The organism is Massilia eurypsychrophila, from assembly GCF_002760655.1.
Classification (GTDB): domain Bacteria; phylum Pseudomonadota; class Gammaproteobacteria; order Burkholderiales; family Burkholderiaceae_D; genus JAFCUW01.
Map to the genome: position 1 here is coordinate 177,658 of NZ_PDOC01000001.1, position 23,632 is coordinate 201,289.

At 64.0% G+C, this 23,632-nt stretch carries 21 protein-coding genes; 13 read left to right on the forward strand and 8 right to left on the reverse strand.

Translation table 11 applies throughout. The features are described from left to right. Window positions 1-503: 503 nt before the first annotated feature. The gene (locus CR105_RS27660) at window positions 504-710 is read left to right on the forward strand and encodes a hypothetical protein (RefSeq protein WP_131021624.1); all 207 of its coding nucleotides are present in this window, start codon (window positions 504-506) and stop codon (window positions 708-710) included. Between the two features lie 52 nt (window positions 711-762). Then, window positions 763-1,335 (forward strand): DUF5610 domain-containing protein, encoded by a 573-nt coding sequence (locus tag CR105_RS00840; RefSeq protein WP_099786537.1) that lies wholly within the window; start codon window positions 763-765, stop codon window positions 1,333-1,335. A gap of 62 nt (window positions 1,336-1,397) precedes the next feature. Here the strand turns inward: CR105_RS00840 and CR105_RS00845 are convergent, their stop codons facing one another. Beyond that, entirely contained in the window at window positions 1,398-1,796 is a 399-nt protein-coding gene (locus CR105_RS00845; RefSeq protein ID WP_229413529.1) for a GFA family protein, read from the reverse strand. A gap of 162 nt (window positions 1,797-1,958) precedes the next feature. On the opposite strand from CR105_RS00845, the gene CR105_RS00850 reads away from it, so the two are divergent. Further along, a complete protein-coding gene (locus CR105_RS00850) occupies window positions 1,959-4,307 on the forward strand; it encodes a Tex family protein (protein ID WP_099786539.1) in 2,349 nt (782 codons plus the stop codon). 169 nt (window positions 4,308-4,476) lie between these two features. Further along, window positions 4,477-4,788, forward strand: a complete 312-nt coding sequence (gene grxD, locus CR105_RS00855; protein WP_099786540.1) for a Grx4 family monothiol glutaredoxin — start codon at window positions 4,477-4,479, stop codon at window positions 4,786-4,788. A 124-nt stretch (window positions 4,789-4,912) separates the two neighbouring features. On the opposite strand, the gene CR105_RS28150 is transcribed toward grxD, so the two are convergent. The 3 genes from CR105_RS28150 to CR105_RS00865 form a co-directional block, all read right to left on the reverse strand. Then, window positions 4,913-5,083 carry a hypothetical protein gene (locus CR105_RS28150; protein WP_180288049.1) on the reverse strand — a complete coding sequence of 57 codons (171 nt, stop codon included), beginning with the start codon at window positions 5,081-5,083 and terminating at the stop codon, window positions 4,913-4,915. Window positions 5,084-5,388: 305 nt separating this feature from the next. Further along, complete coding sequence (locus CR105_RS00860; RefSeq protein WP_099786892.1) at window positions 5,389-5,796, reverse strand: hypothetical protein; 408 nt, start codon at window positions 5,794-5,796, stop codon at window positions 5,389-5,391. Window positions 5,797-6,048: 252 nt separating this feature from the next. Then, a complete protein-coding gene (locus CR105_RS00865; protein WP_099786541.1) occupies window positions 6,049-7,122 on the reverse strand; it encodes an MBL fold metallo-hydrolase in 1,074 nt (357 codons plus the stop codon). 126 nt (window positions 7,123-7,248) lie between these two features. Here CR105_RS00865 and CR105_RS00870 point away from each other — a divergent pair, with 126 nt between their 5' ends. The 7 genes from CR105_RS00870 (at window position 7,249) to CR105_RS00900 (ending at window position 15,171) form a co-directional block, all read left to right on the forward strand. Beyond that, the gene (locus CR105_RS00870) at window positions 7,249-7,662 is read left to right on the forward strand and encodes a MerR family transcriptional regulator (RefSeq protein ID WP_099786542.1); all 414 of its coding nucleotides are present in this window, start codon (window positions 7,249-7,251) and stop codon (window positions 7,660-7,662) included. A 74-nt stretch (window positions 7,663-7,736) separates the two neighbouring features. Further along, entirely contained in the window at window positions 7,737-8,921 is a 1,185-nt protein-coding gene (locus CR105_RS00875; RefSeq protein ID WP_099786543.1) for an isovaleryl-CoA dehydrogenase, read from the forward strand. Window positions 8,922-9,056: 135 nt separating this feature from the next. After that, window positions 9,057-10,904: a bifunctional isocitrate dehydrogenase kinase/phosphatase gene (gene aceK, locus CR105_RS00880; protein ID WP_099786544.1), complete on the forward strand. Its 1,848-nt coding sequence runs from the start codon at window positions 9,057-9,059 to the stop codon at window positions 10,902-10,904. Beyond that, window positions 10,897-12,096, forward strand: coding sequence for an acetyl-CoA C-acyltransferase (locus CR105_RS00885; RefSeq protein ID WP_099786545.1), 1,200 nt, complete (start codon window positions 10,897-10,899; stop codon window positions 12,094-12,096). The genes aceK and CR105_RS00885 overlap by 8 nt, the downstream gene beginning before the upstream one ends. Next, the gene (locus CR105_RS00890) at window positions 12,096-12,764 is read left to right on the forward strand and encodes an SDR family oxidoreductase (protein WP_099786546.1); all 669 of its coding nucleotides are present in this window, start codon (window positions 12,096-12,098) and stop codon (window positions 12,762-12,764) included. The genes CR105_RS00885 and CR105_RS00890 overlap by 1 nt, the downstream gene beginning before the upstream one ends. Before the next feature lie 19 nt (window positions 12,765-12,783). Further along, on the forward strand, window positions 12,784-13,911 hold the full coding sequence (locus CR105_RS00895; protein ID WP_099786547.1) for an acyl-CoA dehydrogenase family protein: 1,128 nt from the start codon (window positions 12,784-12,786) through the stop codon (window positions 13,909-13,911). Window positions 13,912-14,247: 336 nt separating this feature from the next. Then, window positions 14,248-15,171, forward strand: a complete 924-nt coding sequence (locus CR105_RS00900) for a hypothetical protein (RefSeq protein ID WP_180288050.1) — start codon at window positions 14,248-14,250, stop codon at window positions 15,169-15,171. On the opposite strand, the gene CR105_RS00905 is transcribed toward CR105_RS00900, so the two are convergent. Then, the gene (locus CR105_RS00905) at window positions 15,161-15,415 is read right to left on the reverse strand and encodes a hypothetical protein (protein WP_099786549.1); all 255 of its coding nucleotides are present in this window, start codon (window positions 15,413-15,415) and stop codon (window positions 15,161-15,163) included. The genes CR105_RS00900 and CR105_RS00905 overlap by 11 nt on opposite strands. A gap of 98 nt (window positions 15,416-15,513) precedes the next feature. Between CR105_RS00905 and CR105_RS00910 the strand changes: the two genes are divergently transcribed. Then, window positions 15,514-15,705, forward strand: a complete 192-nt coding sequence (locus tag CR105_RS00910) for a hypothetical protein (RefSeq protein WP_099786550.1) — start codon at window positions 15,514-15,516, stop codon at window positions 15,703-15,705. 18 nt (window positions 15,706-15,723) lie between these two features. On the opposite strand, the gene CR105_RS00915 is transcribed toward CR105_RS00910, so the two are convergent. Beyond that, window positions 15,724-18,249: a M4 family metallopeptidase gene (locus CR105_RS00915; protein ID WP_099786551.1), complete on the reverse strand. Its 2,526-nt coding sequence runs from the start codon at window positions 18,247-18,249 to the stop codon at window positions 15,724-15,726. 653 nt (window positions 18,250-18,902) lie between these two features. Here CR105_RS00915 and CR105_RS00920 point away from each other — a divergent pair. Beyond that, complete coding sequence (locus CR105_RS00920; protein ID WP_099786552.1) at window positions 18,903-19,562, forward strand: hypothetical protein; 660 nt, start codon at window positions 18,903-18,905, stop codon at window positions 19,560-19,562. A gap of 16 nt (window positions 19,563-19,578) precedes the next feature. Here the strand turns inward: CR105_RS00920 and CR105_RS00925 are convergent, their stop codons facing one another. Together CR105_RS00925 and CR105_RS00930 are read right to left on the reverse strand one after the other, a co-directional pair. Further along, a complete protein-coding gene (locus CR105_RS00925; protein WP_099786553.1) occupies window positions 19,579-20,649 on the reverse strand; it encodes a S66 peptidase family protein in 1,071 nt (356 codons plus the stop codon). A 124-nt stretch (window positions 20,650-20,773) separates the two neighbouring features. After that, complete coding sequence (locus tag CR105_RS00930) at window positions 20,774-23,533, reverse strand: TonB-dependent receptor (protein ID WP_099786554.1); 2,760 nt, start codon at window positions 23,531-23,533, stop codon at window positions 20,774-20,776. Between the last annotated feature and the right edge of the window lie 99 nt (window positions 23,534-23,632).

The following is a 23,632-nucleotide window of genomic DNA, read 5'->3' on the forward strand; positions in this document are numbered from 1 at the left end:
GTGTAGCGTTTATGCCACCCGGCCCTCGGAACGGCTGCGCCGTTAGCGCGGCAAGCAATTCGCGCGGCGCGGCCAGCAAGAACTTCTTCAGCGTCCTGATGCATTTCTTAACCACCAGACCCATCACCGCGGGCAGGTCAGTACGTGTTGTCGCGCTGATCCCGGACGAGCCGCGCTGAGGCCACGCCGGCGCCAGGCGTGCATTTCTACTATGCCCGCGTGACCCAGGAAGACGGCAACATGCTGTGGCCGGCGGCGATGTGGGTCACGCAAAAAGCGGCTTTGCAGTAAGCAGCGATAAGGTCCGGGCACAGGATGACGGCGGCCATGCCGCCGCTGAACCGAGGCTGGGGTGGGGATGCTGTCGCAGCAAATGCCTCGTTTTTACTCGCTTTGCCTCGTTTTGCCTCGCGCGTTGGCCGCTTTTTGCGAACGCCCCTATGAGAATTGCGGTCTAACTCATCAGCAAACGAGGCAAAACGAGGCAAAAGGAGGCAATCTCCGTGCAGGTCCCCCACCAAGTCTACCTGGACCTCGCCTTTAAGCTGCGCAACATGGGCGACACGCGCGATCCGGATGAAGCAGTGGTCGCCGCGCTCAAGGCATGGCTTGCAGGCAGGCAGGCAGGCAGCGTCACGGGGCGGCAACCAATGGAATGGCTGATTCGACGATCCGGCTGCAGTTATGCCGATACCTGCCGTTACCAGTAGCAGAGGACTGGCATTTTCTGGTCGTCGCCCACTTCCGTAGATGGAGAACGCAATGTCACTTCCCAATATCGGCAGCAGCACCGCAGCCAAACCCGCCGAAGGCGCCGGGGCCGCGTCAGTCAAGCCGGACAACAAGGTCTCGGCTTCGGTTGAAGCAAAAAACCTCCTGAACATTTCTATCGTCCAGGCTTCGCTTGAGGTATCGCTCAGCACGCAAAACGAGCCGCTGGCCTTGTTGTACAAGACTGCAATTACGAACCTGAACGAAGCCTTGCAGCCGCAGTTCGGCGAGAACGCGATCCAGAATGCAGCCGGCCAGGACAATACGCCGGATGGCACGGCGGGCCGGATCGTGACCCTGTCGACCGCATTCTTCGAGTCCTACAAGGGCCAGCACTCTGACGAAGATCCGGACACAGCGTTGAAAAATTTCATGGACATCGTCCGCGGCGGCATGGAAAAAGGCTTCGAGGAAGCGCGCGAAATCCTCGATGGCCTGAAAGTGCTGCAAGGCGATATCGCAGGCAATATCGACAAGACCTACGAGCTGGTGATGAAGGGGTATGCGGACTTCGAGGCTTCGCAGAAAAGCCCGCAACCGGAAGAGTCAGCAGAATCAGAGTAACCGCGGCACCTGCCCAGGCCATGACGCGCCCTTTCGGCACCTTTAATCCCCAGCACCAGTACTCAGCCTTCCGAGCGCGCGCGCCGGAAGCGCGGCAGGCCGTCGCCCAGCACCAGCCAGGCTACCTTATCGTCGAGAAAGGTGTGGTCGTCCGGCGGCACCGCATCGGGACTGTCCAGGCTGCACGTGGTGATGCCGGTTTCACCCGGCGAAGCGTCGTCGACGAAGGTGAGCTGGGTGCCGCACGTCGCGCAGAAGGTTCGGGTCGCATGAGAACTGGCGCGGAACCGTGCTGGCGTTCCCTGTAGCAACTCCAGATGTTCCGACGCCACGCTGAGCCAGGCGACACATGGCGCGCCGGACGTGCCGCGGCACATGTCGCAATAACAAATTGTCGCGTCGAAAGTCTGATCCGGGAGGCGGTACCGGATCGCTTTGCAATAATAGCCGCCTGTCAGCATGAGTGGCCTCCTAAACAATTGGATTTGGAGGTTTGACTGCGCAAATGGCGATAAAGATCATCCCGCACAACACGGTAGCGGCTGTCAAGACTGGCGCGCCGGCGGCGATTGCGTATGATTCGTCGCTTGACTCACCAGCGGTCCGCCAACGCGGATGCCCCCATGCTCCCAACTATCGAACAACGCCTCGCCCTTGAACTTGCCGCCAAACCGGTGCAGGTTGCCGCCGCCATCGCCCTGCTCGACGAAGGCGCCACCGTGCCGTTCATCGCGCGCTACCGCAAGGAAGCGACCGGCGGCCTCGACGACATCCAGCTGCGCCTGTTGGAAGAACGCCTGCGCTACCTGCGCGAACTGGAAGACAGGCGCGCCGCGATCGTCGCCTCGATCACCGAACAGAACAAGATGACGCCGGCGCTGTTAGACGCCGTCACCCATGCCGAAGACAAGACCCGGCTCGAAGACCTGTACCTGCCGTACAAGCAGAAGCGCCGCACCAAGGCGCAGATCGCCATCGAGGCGGGACTGGCGCCGCTGGCCGAGGGCCTGCTGGCCGATCCGACCGTCAATCCGGAAGAGGAAGCGGCCAAGTACCTGCGCGAGGCCTTCACCAGCGACGACGGCAACAACCCTGGCGTGGCCGACACCAAGGCGGCGCTCGACGGCGCGCGCCAGATCCTGATGGAGCGCTTCGCCGAAGACGCGACCTTGCTCGCGTCGCTGCGCGAATACGTGCGCGAGCACGGCATCGTCGAGTCGAAGGTCGTCGCCGGCAAGCAGGACGAAGGTGAAAAATTCGCCGACTATTTCGATTATTCGGAGGCGATCGGCACGGTGCCGTCGCACCGCGCTCTGGCGCTGCTGCGCGGCCGCCGCGAAGGCATGCTCGACGCCATCCTGCGGCTCGACACCGAGGCCGAAAAGCCGAAGTGGGATGCGCCGCACAACCCGTGCGAAGGGCGCATCGCCGCGCGCTTCGGCATCAAGAACCTGGGCCGGCCGGCCGACAAGTGGCTGGCAGACACCGCGCGCTGGACCTGGCGCGTGAAAAGCTTCATGCACCTCGAGACCGAGTTGATGGGCGCGCTGCGCGAAAAAGCCGAACTCGATGCAATCAACGTGTTCGCGCTGAACCTCAAAGCCCTGCTGCTGGCCGCGCCGGCCGGCCCGCGCGCCACCATGGGCCTCGACCCGGGCCTTCGCACCGGCGTCAAGGTGGCGGTGGTCGACGCCACCGGCAAGGTGGTCGACACCGCGGTGATCTATCCGCACCAGCCGAGGAACGACTGGGACGGCTCGCTGCACCTGCTCGGACAATTGGCGGCCAAGCACAACGTCTCGCTGATCTCGATCGGCAACGGCACCGCCTCGCGCGAGACCGACAAGCTGTCGCTGGACCTGATCAAGCAGCGCCCGGAACTCAAGCTCACCAAGATCGTCGTTTCGGAAGCCGGCGCGTCGGTCTATTCGGCGTCCGAATTTGCGTCGCGCGAGCTGCCCGACATGGACGTGTCGCTGCGCGGCGCGGTGTCGATTGCGCGCCGCCTGCAAGATCCCCTGGCCGAACTGGTGAAGATCGATCCGAAGTCGATCGGCGTCGGCCAGTACCAGCACGACGTCTCGCAGTCGCAGCTGGCGCGCTCGCTCGACGCGGTGGTCGAGGATTGCGTCAACGCGGTCGGCGTGGATGTGAACACGGCGTCGGCGCCATTGCTGGCGCGCGTGTCGGGGCTGTCGTCGTCGGTCGCCCAGAGTATCGTCACCTACCGCGACATGAAGGGAGCGTTCGCCTCGCGTGCGGCGCTCAAGGCGGTGCCGCGGCTGGGCGAGAAGACGTTCGAGCAGGCGGCCGGTTTCCTGCGCGTGATGGGCAGCGACAATCCGCTCGACGCGTCGGCGGTGCACCCGGAATCGTATCCGCTGGTCGAGAAGATCCTGGCCGACATCAAGAAGGACATGAAGTCGGTGATCGGCGACGCCGCGCTGCTCAAGACGCTGAACCCGGCGCGCTACGCCGACGACAAGTTCGGCGTGCCGACCATCACCGACATCCTGAAGGAGCTGGAAAAGCCGGGGCGCGATCCGCGGCCCGAGTTCACCACAGCCACGTTCAAGGAAGGCGTCGAGGAGCTGCGCGACCTGCGACCGGACATGATCCTCGAGGGCGTGGTGACCAACGTCGCCGCGTTCGGCGCCTTTGTCGACATCGGCGTGCACCAGGACGGCCTGGTGCACATCTCGGCGCTGTCGAACACCTTCGTCAAGGATCCGCACTCGGTGGTCAAGGCCGGCCAGGTGGTGCGGGTGAAGGTGCTGGAGGTGGACGAAAAGAGGAAGCGCATCGCGCTGACGATGCGCCTGACCGACAGCGCGCCGCAGCCGGGCTCCAAGCCCGAACAGCGCGGCGACCGCACCGACGGCAAGCGCCTGGCGCAGCACCAGAAGTCGGACAAGGCGCCGGCGCCGGCCGGCGGCAGCATGGCGGCCGCTTTCGCCAAGCTGCGCGGCTAAGCGACGATGTCAACGACGGTGTCAGGTCTGACATTCGGACATCTCGCCCTTTGAAATGTTCGAATGTCCCCCCAAGGGGAGGGACTGACACCAGCTTTTCGTCGCGCCCCACTGCAACCGGCGTTTTCTTATAAAATGCCGGAATCATTCATTTTTCACCGAGGCAGCCATGAGCGACGTACAAACCTGGATCAAAGAGACCGTGAGCACCGCGCCGGTTGTGCTGTTCATGAAGGGCACCGCGCAATTCCCGCAATGCGGCTTTTCGGGCCGGGCGATCCAGATCCTGAAAGCCTGCGGCGTCGAAAACATCGCCACCGTCAACGTGCTGGACGACCCGGAAGTGCGCCAGGGGATCAAGGATTTTTCGAACTGGCCAACGATTCCGCAGCTGTATGTCCACGGCGAATTCATCGGTGGCTCGGACATCATGAACGAGATGTTCGAATCGGGTGAGCTCAAAACGTTGTTGAATGGCTAAATCAGATCGCCGCGCGTGAACGACCCGTTCGGTGTCGTGCACGTGCCGGCGCCGCGCTGGACCGGCATGAAACCGGCCCCGGACGCTTCAGTATTACTTCCAGCCGCAGCTGGCCTTCCCACGCTCAGCGCTTGTCAAAGCTCCAGCGGTCGTCCTTCTTCATTTCCTTCGCTTCCTCGACCATCCTGCGGTGCTGGATGCGCTTGCGCATCACTTCCGCATGCTGGGCTGCTGTCATCGGTGGAACGGTCATCAAGTCTTTGAGCTGCGCGGTGTTGCTGTAGTTGCTTTTCATAGGGCGGCTAAATCCTCGGCTACGTGACGGAACAAGGGGCTATCTGCTGCACTGATTATGGTCCACTATCGAGACTTTGTCCTGCTGTGTGCTACAAGTTTGCGCACAGTATTTTTCGGGCACTGAATCTTTACATTGTGCATCAAAAACGTGCCACTGCAATGATTATTCGTAAGGTGTAAGTTTTGTTCTATCCGCTCAACTGCTGTTGGGGGCAGACCGGCGGCGCGCTTTGCCGCGGGGGAAATGTGACGATTCAACCTTGCTGAAAGGTGCGTCTTTCAGGGTTAAACGACGCCAAAAAACTACTTTTGGTAGTTAATTCGCACAAGCATGCGAATAAATTCGCGGGCAATCTGGCGATGATGCTCGTCTAAACGCTGTAAATCAGCAATTAATTTCACATCTGCCGACTCGAAACGGGATAAACCGTTCAGCGGCTCACCATTTGGCGCGTCGCTCTCGGCACCGCCGAAGCGCAGCCACTCGGCCGGTACACCCAGCCATTGCGCGATCATGCGCAACTTCTCCTGGGTAGGGATCGCCTCTCCTACCAGCCATTTCCGGGCTGCATGCACAGTAATCGGTCGCCCGTCGAAGCGAATGTTAAATTCGCGGGCCAAACGGGTGGGACTGTCTGGCGAGTAATGGGCGTTTTTCAGTGCCTGTTGTAGGCGCACACTGAAACTTTCCCGTTCGTTTGATGAATTCATGGTTGGCACTATTTCATGCATGAGGATGAAAGTCAGTCGCTCCAGGTAACAGACCAATCGTGACAATCTGGCAAGCGCGATGTAACATTTTTGTGAGTATATACTTTGTCGGAAAGCGTCGCGATTTTTATCCTAGCGCGGCTAAGAACATGTAGATATTGTGCCTCAATTCTCCTCGCCTCGAACGAAGGGAAAAACAAGACCAATTAAATGCCAATTGCAGTCCACTTTCCGATTTCGTTGTTGATGGCTCTATGCAAACTGCATACCAGTGGCCTTGTCATGAAACCTGATGATGCCATCGACGCCGACAACCCGCCGCACGACACCGTCTGCCCACAATTTGTGCAGGTGCGCCAGCGCCTCGCCGAGGGCAAACGTGAGCTGGTGGGCGTCGAGCGGACGGCGGAACATCACCGGCACGATGTCCATCGCCGAACACGGTACGACGCAGGCCGCCACGACCTCGGCCAGCCGCTCCTCGTGGTGGGCGCGCAGCTGGGCGATGCGGGTGTGCAAGCCGCGGAACGGCCGGCCGTGCGATGGCAGCACCAGCGTATCGGCGGGCAGTTCGTCGAACTTGGCCAGCGAATCGAGGTACAACTGCAGCGGATTGCCCTCCGGCTCGACGGCGAACACCGACACGTTGGTCGAAATGCGCGGCAGCACCATGTCGCCGGAGATCAGCGCCCCGAGCGCCTCGCAATACAGCGCGGCGTGCTCCGGCGAATGGCCGAAGCCGGTGATGACGCGCCATCGATGGGCGCCGATGGCGATCTGCTGGCGGTCCTGCATGCGGGTGTACGACTCGGGCACGGCCGGCACCAGCGACGGGAAATAGTTGCGCCGCGTCTGCATCTGCTCGATCAGTTCGTCCCCCGCCAGGCCGTGGCGGCGAAAGTGCGGGATCGCGGCGGTGCCGTCGACGCCCGGCAGCGCTGCCGACATCATGCGTCCGAAGCCGTATTCGCCGGTGGTGATCCAGAACGGCGCGTCGAAGCGGCGGCACAGCCAGTCTGACAGGCCGATGTGATCGGGATGGCAATGGGTGGCGAACACCCTCAGCAGGCCCTGGCCCTGCAAGGGGCCGGCGAACACCTGCTCCCAGGCGTCGCGCGTGGCGTCGGTGGCGACGCCGCAATCGACCGCGCTCCAGCCGGCGCGCCCTTCGACCTCGTCGCCGAGCAGCCACAGGTTGATGTGGTCGAGCGCGAAAGGCAGCGGCATGCGCAGCCAGCCGAGGCCGGGCGCGAGCGGGACGACGGCGCCGAGCGCGGGCAGGGTGTCGCCGAGGGGATAGGACAGCTGGGACTCGAGAGCGTTCATGGGCAGATCTTTCGTGTTCAAAACAGCAAAGGGCGCGCTACAATGGGCTTTACGTTGACGTTAACGGAAGCCGCCGATCCATTCTAAGCGATTCCGCAAAGTGCAACTTTCACCGCCTCCACCGACATGCCTACTTACACCATCGCTGAACTGGCGCGCGAATTCGACATCACGGCGCGCGCCATCCGGTTTTACGAAGACCACGGCCTGCTCAGCCCGAGCCGGGAAGGCGCCGGCGGGCGCAGCCGCGTGTACACGGCGCGCGACCGCACGCGCCTGAAGCTGACCTTGCGCGGCAAGCGCCTGGGCCTGACCCTGTCCGAAATCAAGAGCTTGGTCGACATGTACGAGTCGCCGAAGGACACCGTGGCGCAAATGAACCGTTTCCTTGGCGTACTGGCGCACCAGCGCGAGACGCTCGAACAGCAGCAGGCCGACATCGAGATGGCGCTGGCCGAAATCAGCGCCCACGAAGATGAGTGCCGGCGCATGCTGGCCGACGTCGAAAGCCGCGACGCCGAAACGCCCGACACCGCCTAAACTCCGGCTTTTTGCTTTACGTTTACGTAAACGTCACATATCATCTACTTTTGCCCAACCTCTGCGAGGACCACATGCTGCACCTGCCCGGCTTGACCTTTGACCATGGCGAAGACATCGCCGCCCTGCGCGAAACGGTGCAGCAGTTCGCCGCCGCCGAAATCGCGCCGCGCGCCGCTGACATCGACCGCACCGACCAGTTCCCGATGGACCTGTGGCGCAAGATGGGCGACCTCGGCATTCTCGGCGTCACCGTCGACGAGCAATACGGCGGCGCCCAGATGGGCTACCTGGCCCACATCGTCGCGATGGAAGAAATCTCGCGCGCATCGGCCTCGGTCGGCCTGTCGTACGGCGCCCACTCGAACCTGTGCGTCAACCAGATCAAGCGCAACGGTACCGAAGAGCAGAAGATGAAGTACCTGCCGAAGCTGCTCTCCGGCGAATACGTCGGCGCGCTCGCCATGTCCGAGCCGAACGCCGGCTCCGACGTCGTCAGCATGAAGCTGCGCGCCGAATTCAAGGGCGATCGCTGGGTGCTCAACGGCACCAAGATGTGGATCACCAACGGCCCCGACGCCGACGTGCTGGTGGTGTACGCCAAGAACGACCTCGAAGCGGGCGCGCGCGGCATGACCGCCTTCCTCGTCGAAAAAGGCTACAAGGGTTTCTCGGTGGCGCAAAAGCTCGACAAGCTCGGCATGCGCGGCTCGCACACCGGCGAACTGGTGTTCGTCGACTGCGAAGTGCCGGCCGAAAACGTGCTGGGCGGCCTCGGCAAGGGCGTCAACGTGCTGATGTCGGGCCTCGACTTCGAGCGCACCGTGCTGTCGGGCGGCCCGCTCGGCATCATGCAGGCCTGCATGGACGCGGTGGTGCCTTACGTGCACGACCGCAATCAGTTCGGCCAGCCGATCGGCGAGTTCCAGCTCATGCAGGGCAAGCTGGCCGACATGTATTCGACCATGATGGCGTGCAAGGCCTACGTGTATGCGGTCGGCCAGGCGTGCGATCGCGCCAGCACGCCGGAAGCGGTGCGCAACCTGCGCAAGGACGCCGCCGGCGCCATCCTGTACAGCGCCGAAAAGGCGACCTGGATGGCCGGCGAAGCGATCCAGGCGCTCGGCGGCAACGGTTACATCAACGAATACCCGGTCGGCCGGCTGTGGCGCGACGCCAAGCTGTACGAGATCGGCGCCGGCACCAGCGAAATCCGCCGCATGCTGATCGGCCGCGAACTGTACGCCGAGACCCGCTAACCACTGCGCCGTGATCGCACAATCAATCGACCGTCGCACTGGCGCAGCGGGGAGTCATCTCTGCCAGTGGCGGGAATGAACGGCTCTTGCGCAAGAGCGTAAAATGGTTTGGTTGAACTGGACACGAGAAGCACGATGACCCAAGCCGCGTTCCCGAAACTGCTGTCGTCCCAGATCGCATTCGATATCGCGCGCACGATTCTCGACGGCTTCGACAAGCACTACCGGCTGTTTCGCCAGACCAGCCAGGCCGCCAAGCGCCATTTCGAAACCGGCGCCTGGCCGGTGGCGCAGCAGGCCGCGCGCGCGCGCATCGATTTTTACGACAGGCGCGTGCAGGAATGCGTGCAGGCGCTGGAAGACGAATACTCGCACGCCGACCTGAGCGACGAAGTGTGGCGCGAAACCAAGCTGCACTACATTGGCATGCTGTCGGACCACAAGCAGCCGGAACTGGCCGAAACCTTCTTCAACTCGGTCTGCTGCAACATCCTGCACCGCACCTATTTTCACAACGACTTCATCTTCGTGCGCCCCGTGGTGTCGACCGAATACATCGAGACCGAGGAACTGCTGCCGACCTACCGCGTGTATTACCCGCACGTCGACGGCCTGCGTTTCACCCTCAAGCGGGTGGTGACCAATTTCCAGCTCGACTGCCAGTTCGCCGACCTCGACCGCGATGTCGCGCTGGTCGAAGCGCGCCTGAAGCTGACCTTCGGTCCCGGCACGATGGAACCGAACCACCAGATCCAGGTGCTGGCGAACCTGTTCTTCCGCAACAAGGGCGCCTACATCGTCGGCAAGGGGATCAACGGCAGCCGCGAATATCCGTTCGTGCTGCCGATCCTGCACGACGGCGACGGCAAGCTGGTGCTCGACACGGTGCTGTCCGAGCAGGAACAGATCGCCGTGCTGTTTTCGTTTACCCGCGCCTACTTTCTGGTCGACATGGAAGTGCCGTCGGCCTACGTGCAATTCCTGCGCAACCTGCTGCCGCGCAAGCCGCGCAGCGAGATCTACACTATCCTCGGCCTGCAAAAGCAGGGCAAGACGCTGTTCTATCGCGACTACCTGCAGCACCTGAAGCACACCTCCGACAGCTTCGCGATCGCGCCCGGCATCCGCGGCCTGGTGATGCTGGTGTTCGCGCTGCCGTCGTTCCCGTACGTGTTCAAGGTGATCAAGGATTTTTTCCCGGCGCCGAAGGAAACGACGCGCGCGCTGATCAAGGAAAAATACCTGCTGGTCAAGCACCACGACCGCGTCGGCCGCATGGCCGATACGCTCGAGTATTCGAACGTGGCGTTTCCGCTGGCGCGCTTCTCCGAGGAGCTGCTCGCCGAGCTGAAGCACCACGCGCCGTCGCTGGTGGAAATCGAAGGCGGCCAGCTGATCCTCCGCCACCTGTACATCGAGCGCCGCATGGTGCCGCTGAACATGTTCCTCAGCCAGGCCGAGCAGGCCGGCGACGACGAGCTGATCGAACACGGCATCGTTGAATACGGCAACGCCATCAAGGAACTGGTGGCGGCCAACATCTTTCCCGGCGACATGCTGTACAAGAATTTCGGCGTTACCCGCCATGGCCGCGTTGTGTTCTATGATTACGACGAGATCGAGTACATTACTGATTGCAATTTTCGCGACATTCCGCTGCCGCGCAACGAGGAAGACGAGATGTCGGCCGAGCCGTGGTACGCGATCGGCAAGCACGACGTTTTCCCGGAGCAGTTCGGCCGCTTCTTGCTGGGCAACGCCAAGATCCGCAAATATTTCATGCAGCACCACGCCGACTTGCTGACCAGGGATTTCTGGCAGCGGCGCAAGCAGCGCATCATCGACGGGCATCTCGAAGACGTCTATCCGTACCCGCAGGCCATTCGTTTTTGCAACCTCGCCTCACCTGTTTCAATCACGCCGGCGGCGCTGTCGCGGCCGGTATTCACGCCACCTTATTTGGAGAACCTACACAATGAATGATCCAGTCGTTATCGTCGGCGCAGCCCGCACACCCATGGGCGCGTTCCAGGGCGATTTTTCCTCGAAGAGCGCGAATGACCTCGGCGCCGTGGCCATTGCCGCCGCCATCGAACGCTCCGGCGTCGACAAGAGCCTGGTCGAGCACGTCTACTTCGGCAACTGCCTGATGGCCGGCCAGGGCCAGGCGCCGGCGCGCCAGGCCGCCATCAAGGCCGGCCTGCCATTGTCGGCCGGCGCGGTGACCTTGTCGAAAATGTGCGGCTCGGCGATGCAGACGACGATCTTCGCGCACGACACGCTGCTCGCCGGCAGCGCCGACGTCATCGTCGCCGGCGGCATGGAGTCGATGACCAACGCGCCGTACCTGATTCCGAAGGCGCGCGGCGGCTACCGCATCGGCCACGGCATGATGTTCGACCACATGATGCTCGACGGCCTGGAAGACGCCTACAGCAAGGATGAAAAAACCGGCGGCGGCCGTTCGATGGGCACCTTTGCCGAAGAATGCGCCACCACCTATTCGTTCACCCGCGAAGCGCAAGACGCGTTCGCGATCGAATCGGTCAAGCGCGCGCAGGCCGCCACCAGCGAAGGTCACTTCAAGTGGGAGATCGCGCCGGTCACCGTCAGCGGCCGTTCCGGCGACACCGTGATCGACAAGGACGAAGGCCCGCAGAAGGCGAAGCTCGACAAGATCCCGACCCTGCGTCCGGCCTTCAAGAAGGACGGCACCATCACCGCCGCCTCGTCGTCGTCGATCAACGACGGCGCCGCCGCGCTGGTGCTGATGCGCGAGTCGAAAGCGAAGGAACTGGGCCTGGCGCCGATCGCCCGTATCGTCGCCCACGCCACCCACGCGCAGGAGCCGAACCTGTTTACCACCGCGCCGATCGGCGCGCTGCAAAAGCTGCTGAAGAAGACCGGCTGGAGCGCGTCCGACGTCGACCTGTTCGAGATCAACGAGGCGTTCGCCGCGGTGCCGATGGCGGCGATGCACGAACTCGATATCCCGCACAACAAGATCAACATCCACGGCGGCGCCTGCGCGCTGGGCCACCCGATCGGCGCCTCCGGCGCGCGCATCATCGTCACCCTGCTCGGCGCGTTGAAAAAGACCGGCGGCAAGCGCGGCGTGGCGGCATTGTGCATCGGCGGCGGCGAAGCCACCGCCATGGCCTTCGAGATGATCTGATGCCGACCGCACTGATCATCGGCGCCTCGCGCGGCATCGGCCGCGAGATGGTGCGCCAGTACCTCGCCGACGGCTGGCGTGTCATCGCCACCGCGCGCGACAGCGAGCACGTTGCGGCGCTGGCGGCGATGGGCGCCACCGCGTATCCGCTCGACGTGCTGTCGGCCGAATCGGTGGCCGGCATCGGCTGGAACCTCGACGACGAAAAGATCGACGTCGCAGTGCTGGTGGCCGGCGTCTACGGTCCGCGCGACGACGGTTTTCCGTCCGAGGCGGACTTCGACGCCGTCATGCACACCAACGTGCTGGCGGCGATGCGGCTGCTGCCGCTGCTCGGGCCAATGGTGGCCGCCTCGCGCGGCAAGCTGGCGGTGCTGTCGTCGAAGATGGGCTCGATCGAGGCGCGCAACGCCACCGGCGGCTCGCTGTACCGCGCCAGCAAGGCGGCGCTCAATTCGGTGCTCAAGGACGCCAGCCTTACCTACGGCCCGCATGGCGCGACCTGCGTCGCCTTCCATCCGGGCTGGGTGCAGACCGACATGGGCGGCGCCGGCGCCGAACTGAGTGTCGAAGACAGCGTCAACGACCTGCGCGTGACCCTCTTGCGCATGACCGCTGCCGATAACGGCACTTTCCTGAACCACGACGGCACGCCGATTCCCTGGTAAGCCAAGACGAGACGACTGAATGATACTGACTGAAGAACACCAGATGATCCGCGAGGCCCTGCGCAGCTTTTCGCAGGAGCGCCTGGCGCCCAACGCGGCGCGCTGGGACAAGGAACACCATTTCCCGAAGGAGGAACTGAAGGAGCTGGCAGCGCTTGGCGCGTTCGGCGTCGCCGTGCCGGAACACCTGGGCGGCGCCGGCCTCGGTTACGTGTCGCTGGCGCTGGTGTTAGAGGAGATCGCGGCCGGCGACGGCGGCACCTCGACCATCATCTCGGTCAACAACTGCCCGGTGTGCAGCATCGCCATGATGTACGCGAACGACGCGCAGAAGGAGCAGTGGCTGCGGCCATTGGCGCAGGGCGAGATGCTGGGCGCCTTCGCGCTGACCGAGCCGCACACCGGCAGCGATGCGTCGGCGCTGCGCACCACCGCCGTGCGCGATGGCGACGAATATGTCATCAACGGCACCAAGCAGTTCATCACCAGCGGCAAATACGGCGACGTGGCGATCGTCATGGCGGTGACCGACAAGGCGGCCGGCAAGCGCGGCATCAGCGCTTTCTGGGTGCCGACGTCGACGCCTGGCTACATCGTCGCTGGCCTCGAGCAGAAGATGGGCCAGCACTCGTCGGATACGGCGCAGATCCTGTTCGAGAACTGCCGCATCCCGGCCGAGAACCTGATCGGCGAAGAAGGCCAGGGCTACAAGATCGCGCTGTCGGGCCTCGAGGGCGGGCGCATCGGCATCGCTTCGCAATCGGTCGGCATGGCGCGCGCCGCGTTCGACGCCGCGCTGGTGTACGCGCGCGAGCGCGAGACGTTCGGCAAACCGATCTTCGAGCACCAGTCGGTGCAGTTCAAGCTGGCCGACATGGCGACCAGAATCGAAGCGGCGCGCCAGCTGATCCGGCATGCCGCGTCGATGAAGGACGCCGGCTTGCCGTGCCTGAAGGAGGCGGCGATGGCCAAGCTGTTCGCCTCCGAGATGGCCGAGCGGGTGGTGTCGGACGCGATGCAGGTGTTCGGCGGCTACGGCTACGTCAGCGACTTCCCGATCGAGCGCATTTACCGCGACGTGCGCGTCTGCCAGATCTACGAGGGCACCAGCGACATCCAGAAGATCCTCATCGCGCGCGCGCTGTAGCAGGCGTCACCGGTGTCAGGTCTGACATTCGGACATTTCGGACACCGGTGTCAGGTCTGACATTCGGACATTTCGGACACCGGTGTCAGGTCTGACATTCGGACATTTCGGCTTGATGAAATGTTCGAAGGTCAGACCTGACACCAGCTTTTGCTCTATGCGTCTCGAAATGTTCGACTGTCAGACCTGACACCAGCTTCTATTTTTTTCTCAGCGATCTCCCATGAAAACTGCCGCCTGCCTGTTCGCTCTGTTCACGGTATCGGCCGCGGCATGCGCCGCCGAGCCAGCCTGCCAGGTGGCCGGTCCCGCCATCAAAGCGAACGAGACGGTCGTGTGGAAAGGTGCCTGCAAGGATGGCTCGCCGACGGCGCCGGCGTGCTGGAACGTTCGCGCCGCGGCGTGTTCTCCGACACCCTCGTCGCCAGCTACGAGGTGACGATGGTGCAGGGTCGGATGGAGGGTGCGGGCAAGATCAAGTTCGCCAACGGCACCGCCTTCACCGGCGCTTTCAAGGATGGCCGGCGCGACGGCCCGGGCTATATGGCGTATGCCAACGGCGACCAGTTGGAAGTTGACTTCCGCGACAATCTGCCGAACGGCGCCGGCGTACTGCTGCTCAGCTCCGGAGCGGGGTACGAGGGCGGCTGGAAGGATGGCAAGTTCGACGGCGTCGGCACCCGCACATACCAGTTGGGCGGCAGCTACGCGGGCGCCTGGAAGGCCGGCAAGTGGCATGGCAACGGGGTGCTCACCTATGCCGGCAGCGGCCGACAGCTGGCGGCCGTATTCGACAACGGCAGGGTCGCCGGCACGCCCGCAGACAAGCTGGTCGACGAGCAACTCGTCATCCATCGCGACGGCATGAAATCGGCAAAGCAGACGCCGATGTCGATCTCGCAAACGTCCGACCAGCCGTACGAGAAGCTGACCGCGGCGGAGCAGGCGGCATTCCACGAGACCTATCCGACCTTGGCGCCAGGCGACGAGCCGCCGTATCCGTTAAATGGGCCGAGGGCGGTGTACGAATGGATGCGCAAGGCGCAGCACAAGATGATGGTCGAAGGGGACTTGCGCATCAACGTCGTCGTCGGCAAGGATGGCAACGTGGTGTCGGTGACGACCCTGGGCAAGCCAAGCCCGGAGATGGCGAAGTTTGCCGCTATTGTCGTGGGCAAGGAAAAATACAAGGCGGCCGTCTGCGACGGCGCGCCGTGCGAGATGATCTACTCGTACAACATGCGATTCCTCACGCGCTAATTGGCGGCGCCGCACGCCGGCAGGCTTCGTCGCGCGCAACCAGCCCGGCGACGATGACCGCGGCGGCCGCCGTGGCCAGCAGGTGCTTGATCGTGTGGCCGCTGATCCCGCCGAGCGCGTCCAGCAGCGCGTGGTCGTTCAGCTCGGCCCACTTGGCCAGCACGTACAGCATCAGCGCGACGCCGAACGCGAGCCTGTCGCGGCGCGGCGCGCCATGTATCCACAGCCACAGCGGGATCAGCACCAGCGGCAGCCCCTCAGTATTTCCGCGAGCAGGGCCTGGTCGACTTCCTCGACAGCAGCTTCGCGCGCGCCGATGAATCGCTCACGTTCTCGCACGGCATGTTGACGGACGCGGCGGTCGACAAGATGCAGGCGGCGCTGCGCCAGCTGCGCCAGACCTTCGCCGAACTGCACGAAGAGAGCCTGGCGTCGCCGCTGCCCAAGCGCACCGGCAGCGGCTTGCTGCTGGCGACGCGCGAGTGGGAGCCGGCCAGCTTTACCCGCTTGCGGCGGGCAACATCGGCGGCCTGACCGGGCAGTCGTTCGCCATCACTGCGTGCGCACGCTGACTTTATCGATGACGAACGACGTCTGCAGCGATACATCTTCGCGCATGTCGAAGGTCAGGGTGACGGTCTGTCCCTTGTAGGCCAGCAGACTGTACGCATGCACCTGGTAGCCGCTGGCCCGGCTCAGGTTGCTGAAGCTCGCCAGCGTGCCGAGCAACTGGCCGGCTGCGTCCTTCACCGTCACGGTCAGCTTGTCATACGGGTAGTTCGGCGAGTCAAATTCGGCCGTGTCGACGTGCAGCGCGAAACTGAGGTCGGCCGCGGTGGCCGACGCGGGAATCGACACCGCCTGCGACAGGCTCTCGCGCGATCCGTAGCCGTTGCCGCCGAGCCAGGCGAAGCGCACGCCGTCATACGCGGCCTGGCCGGCGGCGCTGCCGATGGCGCTGGTTGTCCCGCTCCAGCCGTAGCTGCCCGCCTCGAAGCTGCCGTTGACCACCCGCTCGGTGACGTTGCTCCCGGTCACCGTCAGCCTGGCCGTGGCACTCGTCACGCTGGACGGCGTGGCGGCTGAATCGCTGACGCGCACGCTGTAGCCGGCGCCGTTGTGGCGGCTGCGCGCGACGACGCTGTAGGTCGGGCCGGTCGCGCCGGCGATGTCGGCGCCGTTGCGCATCCACTGGTAGCGGTAAGGTGCAACGCCGCCGCCGACGGTGACGGAAAAGTCGGCGATCACACCGGGCGCCGCGGTGACGCTGGCCGGCTGCGAGCTGATCGACAGCCCGCCGCCGCCGCCGGCTTCGTCGACATCGGTACCGACGTTGATCGCCGCGTAGGCGCGCTGCACGGCAGTCGCTTCGCGGCTTGCCACGCCGTACAGTTCCTGTGCTGCCAGCAGCATCTTGGCGCGCGCGTCGACGTAGTTGGTCGACGCGGTGAACTTGGTGGTGTTGGCGCGGAACCAGATGCGAAATGCCTTGTCGGTGCCGATTCCGGTCATCGCCCGCGGCATCCTCGTCAGGTACGGGCTATAGCGCTCGCTCGACGTGCTGGACTCCGATCCCCGCGCCAGGAAGTAGAACATCCGGTTGTTCGGGCCGCTGCTGTAGTGGACGTCGAGGTTGCCCAGGCCGGAGCGCCACGCATCCGGGCTCAGCCCGTCCTTGCTGGGCTTGTACATCCAGCGCAGCGGCGTGCCGGTGCGGCTGATTTCGGCGCCGATCAGCCAGTCGTTGCCGCTGCTGGGAATCGTGGTGCCGGTGCCGCCGGCGCGCGCGTAGGCCTCGGTCACTTCGCCGCCGATGTCCGAACTCGATTCGTTCAGCCCGCCCGACTCGCCGAAGTAGGTCAGGTTGGAGGTAGCGGCGGTGACGCCGTGCGACATCTCGTGGCCGATGACGTCGATCGAACCGAGGTTGGTGAAAAACGAGCCGTCGCCGATGAACATGCAGCGGCAGGTGTCGTCGTAGTAGGCGTTGTCGTAGGCCGTGTTGACGTGGGCGGCGATGTAGGTGGCGGTGTTGTTGCCGTCGAGCGACTGCCAGCCGAGCGTGTTTTTCAGCATGTCGTAGGTGTTCATCAGGCCCCACATGGCATTGACGGCGGCGGTCTGGCCGTTGGCGTTGGTGGTGCTGCCGCCCTCGATGTACTGCTGGCCGTCGCCCCACGTATTGGTGGCATTGGTGTAGACGGCGCCGGCGGTGCGGCCGTGGTCGGCGTTGGTGATCGCCATCGCGCCGAAGGTGCCGCCGGTGCCGCGCAGCGGGTCGCGCATCGAGTAGACGCCATTCGACAAGGTGGTGCTGAGCGGCACGGTGCCGTTGTACTGGCTGTTGCCGCTGCCGATCACCGTCTGCAAGGCGTTCCACTGCTTCAGCAGCCGGCCGTCGGTGGCGCTGACGATGCTGTCGTAGTACACCGGCCGGCTGCCGGCGGCGACCATGCGGGTGCGCACCAGGTAGGCCAGTTCATACCCGGTCACCCGCTCTTCCAGGTCGATGGCATTGAGTTCGCCGTCGGTCTTGTTGACCGCGGCGGCGGTGCGCACCGACGCGACGTGTGGGTAGACGATCAGTTCGGCGCTCGGCTTGATCACGTCCATTGCGCGCGGGGCCAGCGCGGTGGCGGCCGCGTTCAAGGCAGCCTGCGGCGGGATGGCCGGCTGCACGCTGAAGCTGGAGAAGCGGCCGCCCATTTTGGCGCTGGCCGCGCCGTAGCCGAGGCCGGCGCGGCGGTCGCTGGCCGACTCGCTGACGATCTTGCCGATGTCGTTGGTGACCAGCACCGATTCGGACTGGAACACGCGCACGCCCTTGTAAGTGTGCGCCATGCGCGTGATGCGGGTGCCGTCGACGCCGGGATGGTGGCGCTCGACGAGGTAGCCGTGGTCGGGGTCGAAGCCGCGCTTGAGGTCGGCGCCGCGCAATCGCGCCGCCAGCGCCGCGGTGTCGGTGGCGCCGGCGACCAGCGGCCCGGCCATCAGCGGGCCGGCCGCGTGCGCGTCGCCCCACAGCATCAGGGGCAGCACGGCGAGCGAAGCGGCGATCAGGGATCTGCAAATTCTCATTCTTATTCTCCGTTAGATAGGTCGTTGGACAAGGACATTTCGGCGCCAGGACCAGCTGTGACTTTTTCAGGACAACACTGCCGGACTGACCCCGCGCACTTTTGGCACGCTCCAATTCGACCCATCGGCGCCGCGCTTTGTTCAATTTCTAAAAATGCGGTCGATGCGGATCGCATTATTTTCGTTTAGCTAACAAAAGTAATAGCTGTTGAAACATCGGCACTTTTCGTTGTTGGCCGAATTAAATATTGATCAGCGTCGTCACTATGCTTTCCGGGTGGCATACAGACGTGATGCTGCGAAATTGATACATTCGGTGAGTTTTGATGTCGCGATTCGATTGCTATTTTTTGAATGTGAGCGCTACACTCGTTTCCAAAGTAGCCGGCAATCAACGTCAGGCGACATCGATACAAAGCGCGCGAGCACGACTCGCACACAAAGCGCGGTTTTTCAAGGGAAAATCATGAGCTCATCTACGTACCTGGCATTCGTCTGCTCCTCGTCGCCGGCCGCGCATCCCGGCGTGCCCTGACCGGGCCCCGCCCCGCTGCCGCATCCGCCGCGCAGCCCGCCAGCGAATCCGTCGCGCCGCAAGGCCGCGCCGGCGCTGCCAGCCACCGTTACAGCGTCCCTTCCGGGACTGGATGGATATGCTCTCGATCACAAACAAAGTTGAGCAACTGGTGTCCGAATCGCCGTTCCTGACCGAAGGGATGGCGCTGGGCCTGATCAACCTGTCCGAACTGGCGCGCCAATTGCGCCCGCGCCTGGAATCGGATCTGTGGAAGCCGGTCGGCCAGGCCGCCGTCGTGATGGCGCTGCGCCGCATCTCCGAGCGCCTGCCGCAGCAGGTCGTGTCGGCGCCGATCGTGCTGGCGCCGCGGATGGGCGAACTGACCACCCGCAGCGACCTGTCGGTCACCACCTTCCGGCTATCGGACAACAGCAACGAATGCCAGCGCCAGCTGCTGGCGCTGGCCGAGCCGTATCCGGCCAACTTCATCACCGTCACGCGCGGCGTGCACGAAGTGCTGGTCGTGTGCAGCCGGCCGCTGGCGCACCTGGTCGATGAAGCGTTCGGCGGCGAGCGGCTGCTGGCGCGGGTCGAGGACCTGACGGCGCTGACCTTGCGGCTCAGTCCCGAGTCGCGCAAGACGCCCGGCGTGTATCACGCGGTGCTCAAGAAGCTGGCGTGGGACAAGATCAGCGTGGTCAACATGATGTGCACGTTCTCCGAGCTGACCATCTTGCTGGAGCAATCGCAGACGGCGGCGGCGTTCTCGGCGCTGTCGCACGTGGTCGAACACTGACGCCGGCGCTTGCTTGCTAGGTCACTGCCGCTTCGAGCAGGGTCAGCGTCTGGCGCTCGGTGTCGAGCGTGGCCCGAATTCCCATCGGCATGGTGAACTGGTGGCGGATGTGGCCGAACGAATAGCCCGTCACCGCCGGTATCGTCAGCGGCTTCAGATGGATGTCGAGCGTCTCGTCGAGCGTCAGCGAATTGGGCTCGTCGCCCGGCCCGCACTTGTCGCAGATGCCGATCATCACGCCGGCCGCGTTGGCCAGGCCGACCGACAGGTCGAGCTGCGTCATCCAGCGGTCGATCCGGTACGGCGCCTCGTTGACGTCTTCGAGGAACAGGATGCTGTGGCGGAAATCGGCCGCGTACGGCGTGCCGGCCAGCGCGCTGACCATGCTCAGGTTGCCGCCCATCAGCGCTCCGGTGGCCTTGCCGCCCTGTACCGTGCGGATCGCGTAGTGCGGCTCGGCCCGCGCGCGCCGCTGGTTTTCCATCGCCATCGGAATGGTGTAGGTCGGCAGCGGATCCATCAGCACGGCCAGCATGTGGGCGGTCGAATAATCGGACTGGCTAGAGGACGCCACCGGCCCGTGGAAGGTGACCAGGCCGGCGCGGCGGAAAATGGCCAGGTGCAGCGCGGTGATGTCCGAATAGCCGAGCAGGATCTTCGGATTGGCGCGCACCAGCGCGTAGTCGAGCCCGGCCAGCAGCGAGATGCAGCCGGAGCCGCCGCGAATGCACCAGATCGCCTTCACTTCCGGATCGGCGAACATGGCGTGCAGGTCGGTCAGGCGCTGGATCACCGAGCCGGCATAGTTGCCGTGCACTTCGCGCAGGTTGGCGCCGAGCCGCACCCGAAAGCCCAGCGATTCGATCTTGCTTACCGATTTTTCGATCGAGGTGTCGCTGGTGTAGCCGCCCGGCGCGATCACGCCGATGAGGTCGCCCTCGCGCAGGCGCGGCGGTTTGATGAGTGTGCGTTTCATGGGACGGGCCGCCGGCTTGTGCGCCGCCGCGGCAGTGGGCAAGGTGGCGGCCAGCGTCGCCGCGGCCAGCGCACCGCCGAAGCGGCGCCGGCTGGTTGAATTGTCGGGCATCGTCCTGCCATAGAAAATAAGGAATAAAAAAAATCGGCGGCGTCCCCAACGAGAGCGCCGCCGATCATGCGAGCGTGCCGCCCGGGCCGGTGTTCTGGCCTGGGCAGCTGGGCCGCTCGGTATATTAGAACTTGTAGCGTGCGCTGACCGAATACGAACGGCCACGCGGGCTCGCCGCGCGCGGATCCCAGCCGGCACCGACGACTTCGTCGACGTTGTGCGCGGTGAACGGTGGATCGGCGTCAAACAGGTTCTGGATGCCCAGCGTGACCGACATGCCCTTGATGCCCTTGTAGGTGCCCGACAGGCCGTACGTGGTGTGCGCGTCGATTTCCGGATTGAAGCCCGACGGCGCAATACCGCGGCCGGCGTTTGGCACCTGGTCCTTGTAGCCGCTGCCGTAGCTCTGGCTGAACAGCGCGCTCCAGTCACCCTTGGTCAGGCTGATCGACGCGTTGTGCTTCCAGCGCAGGTACAGGTCGCGGGTGTAGAAATTGCCGACCAGTTCCTTGTACGGCTGGCCCGCGATTTCGGCGAACTTGAAGCTGTGCATGTAGGTGCCGCTCAGCGAGGCCGCCCACTTGTAGCCGCCTTCCATCGCACCGCTGCCACGCAGGCTGACGTCGGCGCCGCGCACCTTGTTGCCGGCCGCATTGATCCAGCCTGCCTGCACGTAGTCGATGGTGCCGTCCGCATTGCGGATGATGTTGCCCGCCAGCGCAGCCGCGTTGGCCAGCACCACTTGCGGGGTGCGGTTCAGGATGCGGTCTTCCGAATTGATGGCGAAGTAGTCGAACGACGCCGAGTAACCCTTGAACGGCTCGATGACGAAGCCGAGCGTGCCCTGCTTCGACGTTTCCGGACGCAGGTTCGAATTGCCGCCGGTCTTGTACTCGAGGCGCGAGATGGCGCAGTAAGCCGGGTTGCCAGGATTGGCCGGGCAGCCGATCGGATCGATGATGCCGTTTGGCAGTTCCTGGTCGAGCGAACCGGAATACAGCTGGACGAAACTTGGCGCCAGGAAGCCCTTGTTGGCCGAACCGCGGAACAGCAGCCAGCTGGTCGGCTCGTAACGGAACGCCACTTTCGGGTTGGTGGTGGCGCCGACGGTGGTGTAGTCGTCGCGGCGCACGGCCAGCTGCACTTCCAGCTGCTTCGTCACCGGCACGATCAACTCGGCGTAGACGGCCTTGATGTCGCGGCTCGCTTCCGGCAGGCGGGCATTGCCCGGCGCCAGGTAAATGACGGTGGCATCCTGATCTTGCGTGTACGAATAGTTTTCGCGGCGCAGGTCGAAGCCGGCCGCCATCGCGACGGCGCCGGCCGGCAGCTTGAACAGCTCGCCCGACACCGAACCGTCGACCTGGGTCAGCTTGGTATTGCCGTGCTGCAGGTTGCCGCGGAACTTGGTCGATTCGATCAAGGCATTGGCGGCCGCGGTCTGGCCGCCGGTTGCCCATGGATTGATGATGCCGCTGCCCAGCGCGGTGAACATCTTCGCCTGGTAGGCATAGCCGTCGAGCAGCTCGGTCTGGGTCTTGCTGCGGGCGTGCGAGACGCCGAACTTGTAATCCCAGTTGCCGAAGGCGCCGTCGAAGCCGACCAGCACGCGCGCGCTGTCGGTGGTGTTGAGCTGGGTGCGGTTGCCGAATGCGCTGGCGCGCCACTTGTAGATGATCGGCTTGGTCTTGTCGAAGGTCGAGATGTACGGCGACAGGTCCTGGTAGTACGGGCCGCCGACTGGATAGGCGTTGCCGTTGCCGAGCGTGGTCGAAATCTGGGCCGGCGTGAAGATCGACGTCGCTTCGGTGCGCGAGCCCATCGCTTCGATGAACATCTTGTGGCCAGGCGCGATCTGGATGGTGCCGCGCGCCAGCGCATTGGCGCGCTGGACCGGGACCTGGATCACGTAGTCGGCGCCATAGTCGTACGAGCACGAATACTTGCTGCGCAGTGGCGACGTGACGTCTTTCCACAGCTCGGTCTGGTATTGCGACATGCCCGGGACGGTGTCGCACTTGCCCTGGAAGCTCAGCGGATTGGCCTGCAGGTAGCGGTTCGGGTCGCCCGGCAGCACGAAGTTGGCGCCGAGCGCGGTGCCGGTGCCTGCCAGCTGGTTGGCGTACGGCGTGCCGGTGGTGTCCGGCGACAGGCCGCGCGCCGGCTGGAAGCCGTTGGCGAAATCACGGTCGCGCGAATCGAGGCGGTCGTTCTTGTCGATCGTCAGGGTACCCATGACGTTGAAGCCGTCGGTGTCGACCGAGCCTTTGCCGGCGATCACCGAAGCGCGGCGGGTGGTGCCGCCGCCCGCTTCGGTCACGTTGGTCGAGCCGGATACTTCGACGCCGGTGAAGTTTGTTTTCAGGATGAAGTTCATTACGCCGCCGACCGCGTCGGTGCCGTAGATGGCCGAGGCGCCGTCTTTCAGGATCTCGACGCGGGCGATGGCGCCCATCGGGATCGAGTTCAGGTCGACTGCCTTGCCGCTGCCGCCGTGGGTGGCGATGCGGCGGCCGTTGAGCAGCACCAGCGTGCTGCCGGCACCGAGGCCGCGCAGCGAGGCGAACGATGCGCCGCCGCTGACGCGGTCGGCGTCGGCGCCAAATACGTTGTTACCCGACGTCATGTTGTCGGCGCCGGTACCGTTGGCCGCGATGTTGCGCATCAGGTCTTCGGCGCTGACGATGCCGAGCTTTTCAATTTCTTCGAACGTGATCACTTCGACCGGCAGCGCGCCTTCCTTGGCCAGACGCTTGATGCTACTACCCGTGATTTCGACACGCTGTAACGTCTGCTGCGTCTGCTGCGGTTGCGCTTGCTGCGCCATGGCAGGGCTGACTACACCGATCAGTGCGATCAGGTGAGCGAGTTTCTTTAACTTCACGGGTATTTCTCCTTGGGTTTCTCTTGAGCGGTGTGACCAACTTGTGATCAGGCGACGAATCTTTTTTACTCGCAATGTCTTTGCATTACGTTAATTTCA

What these genes read in the sequence shown, in the direction of transcription:
- CR105_RS00910 (WP_099786550.1), top strand. Translation starts at nt 15,514, where the DNA reads ATGTTGACGGACGCGGCGGTCGACAAGATGCAGGCGGCGCTGCGCCAG.
- CR105_RS00845 (WP_229413529.1), bottom strand. Translation starts at nt 1,796, where the DNA reads ATGCTGACAGGCGGCTATTATTGCAAAGCGATCCGGTACCGCCTCCCG.
- CR105_RS00875 (WP_099786543.1), top strand. Translation starts at nt 7,737, where the DNA reads ATGCTGCACCTGCCCGGCTTGACCTTTGACCATGGCGAAGACATCGCC.
- CR105_RS00895 (WP_099786547.1), top strand. Translation starts at nt 12,784, where the DNA reads ATGATACTGACTGAAGAACACCAGATGATCCGCGAGGCCCTGCGCAGC.
- CR105_RS00920 (WP_099786552.1), top strand. Translation starts at nt 18,903, where the DNA reads ATGCTCTCGATCACAAACAAAGTTGAGCAACTGGTGTCCGAATCGCCG.
- CR105_RS00885 (WP_099786545.1), top strand. Translation starts at nt 10,897, where the DNA reads ATGAATGATCCAGTCGTTATCGTCGGCGCAGCCCGCACACCCATGGGC.
- CR105_RS00870 (WP_099786542.1), top strand. Translation starts at nt 7,249, where the DNA reads ATGCCTACTTACACCATCGCTGAACTGGCGCGCGAATTCGACATCACG.
- grxD (WP_099786540.1), top strand. Translation starts at nt 4,477, where the DNA reads ATGAGCGACGTACAAACCTGGATCAAAGAGACCGTGAGCACCGCGCCG.
- CR105_RS00850 (WP_099786539.1), top strand. Translation starts at nt 1,959, where the DNA reads ATGCTCCCAACTATCGAACAACGCCTCGCCCTTGAACTTGCCGCCAAA.
- CR105_RS00860 (WP_099786892.1), bottom strand. Translation starts at nt 5,796, where the DNA reads ATGAATTCATCAAACGAACGGGAAAGTTTCAGTGTGCGCCTACAACAG.
- CR105_RS00925 (WP_099786553.1), bottom strand. Translation starts at nt 20,649, where the DNA reads ATGCCCGACAATTCAACCAGCCGGCGCCGCTTCGGCGGTGCGCTGGCC.
- CR105_RS00890 (WP_099786546.1), top strand. Translation starts at nt 12,096, where the DNA reads ATGCCGACCGCACTGATCATCGGCGCCTCGCGCGGCATCGGCCGCGAG.
- CR105_RS28150 (WP_180288049.1), bottom strand. Translation starts at nt 5,083, where the DNA reads ATGAAAAGCAACTACAGCAACACCGCGCAGCTCAAAGACTTGATGACC.
- CR105_RS00865 (WP_099786541.1), bottom strand. Translation starts at nt 7,122, where the DNA reads ATGAACGCTCTCGAGTCCCAGCTGTCCTATCCCCTCGGCGACACCCTG.
- CR105_RS00915 (WP_099786551.1), bottom strand. Translation starts at nt 18,249, where the DNA reads ATGAGAATTTGCAGATCCCTGATCGCCGCTTCGCTCGCCGTGCTGCCC.
- aceK (WP_099786544.1), top strand. Translation starts at nt 9,057, where the DNA reads ATGACCCAAGCCGCGTTCCCGAAACTGCTGTCGTCCCAGATCGCATTC.
- CR105_RS00840 (WP_099786537.1), top strand. Translation starts at nt 763, where the DNA reads ATGTCACTTCCCAATATCGGCAGCAGCACCGCAGCCAAACCCGCCGAA.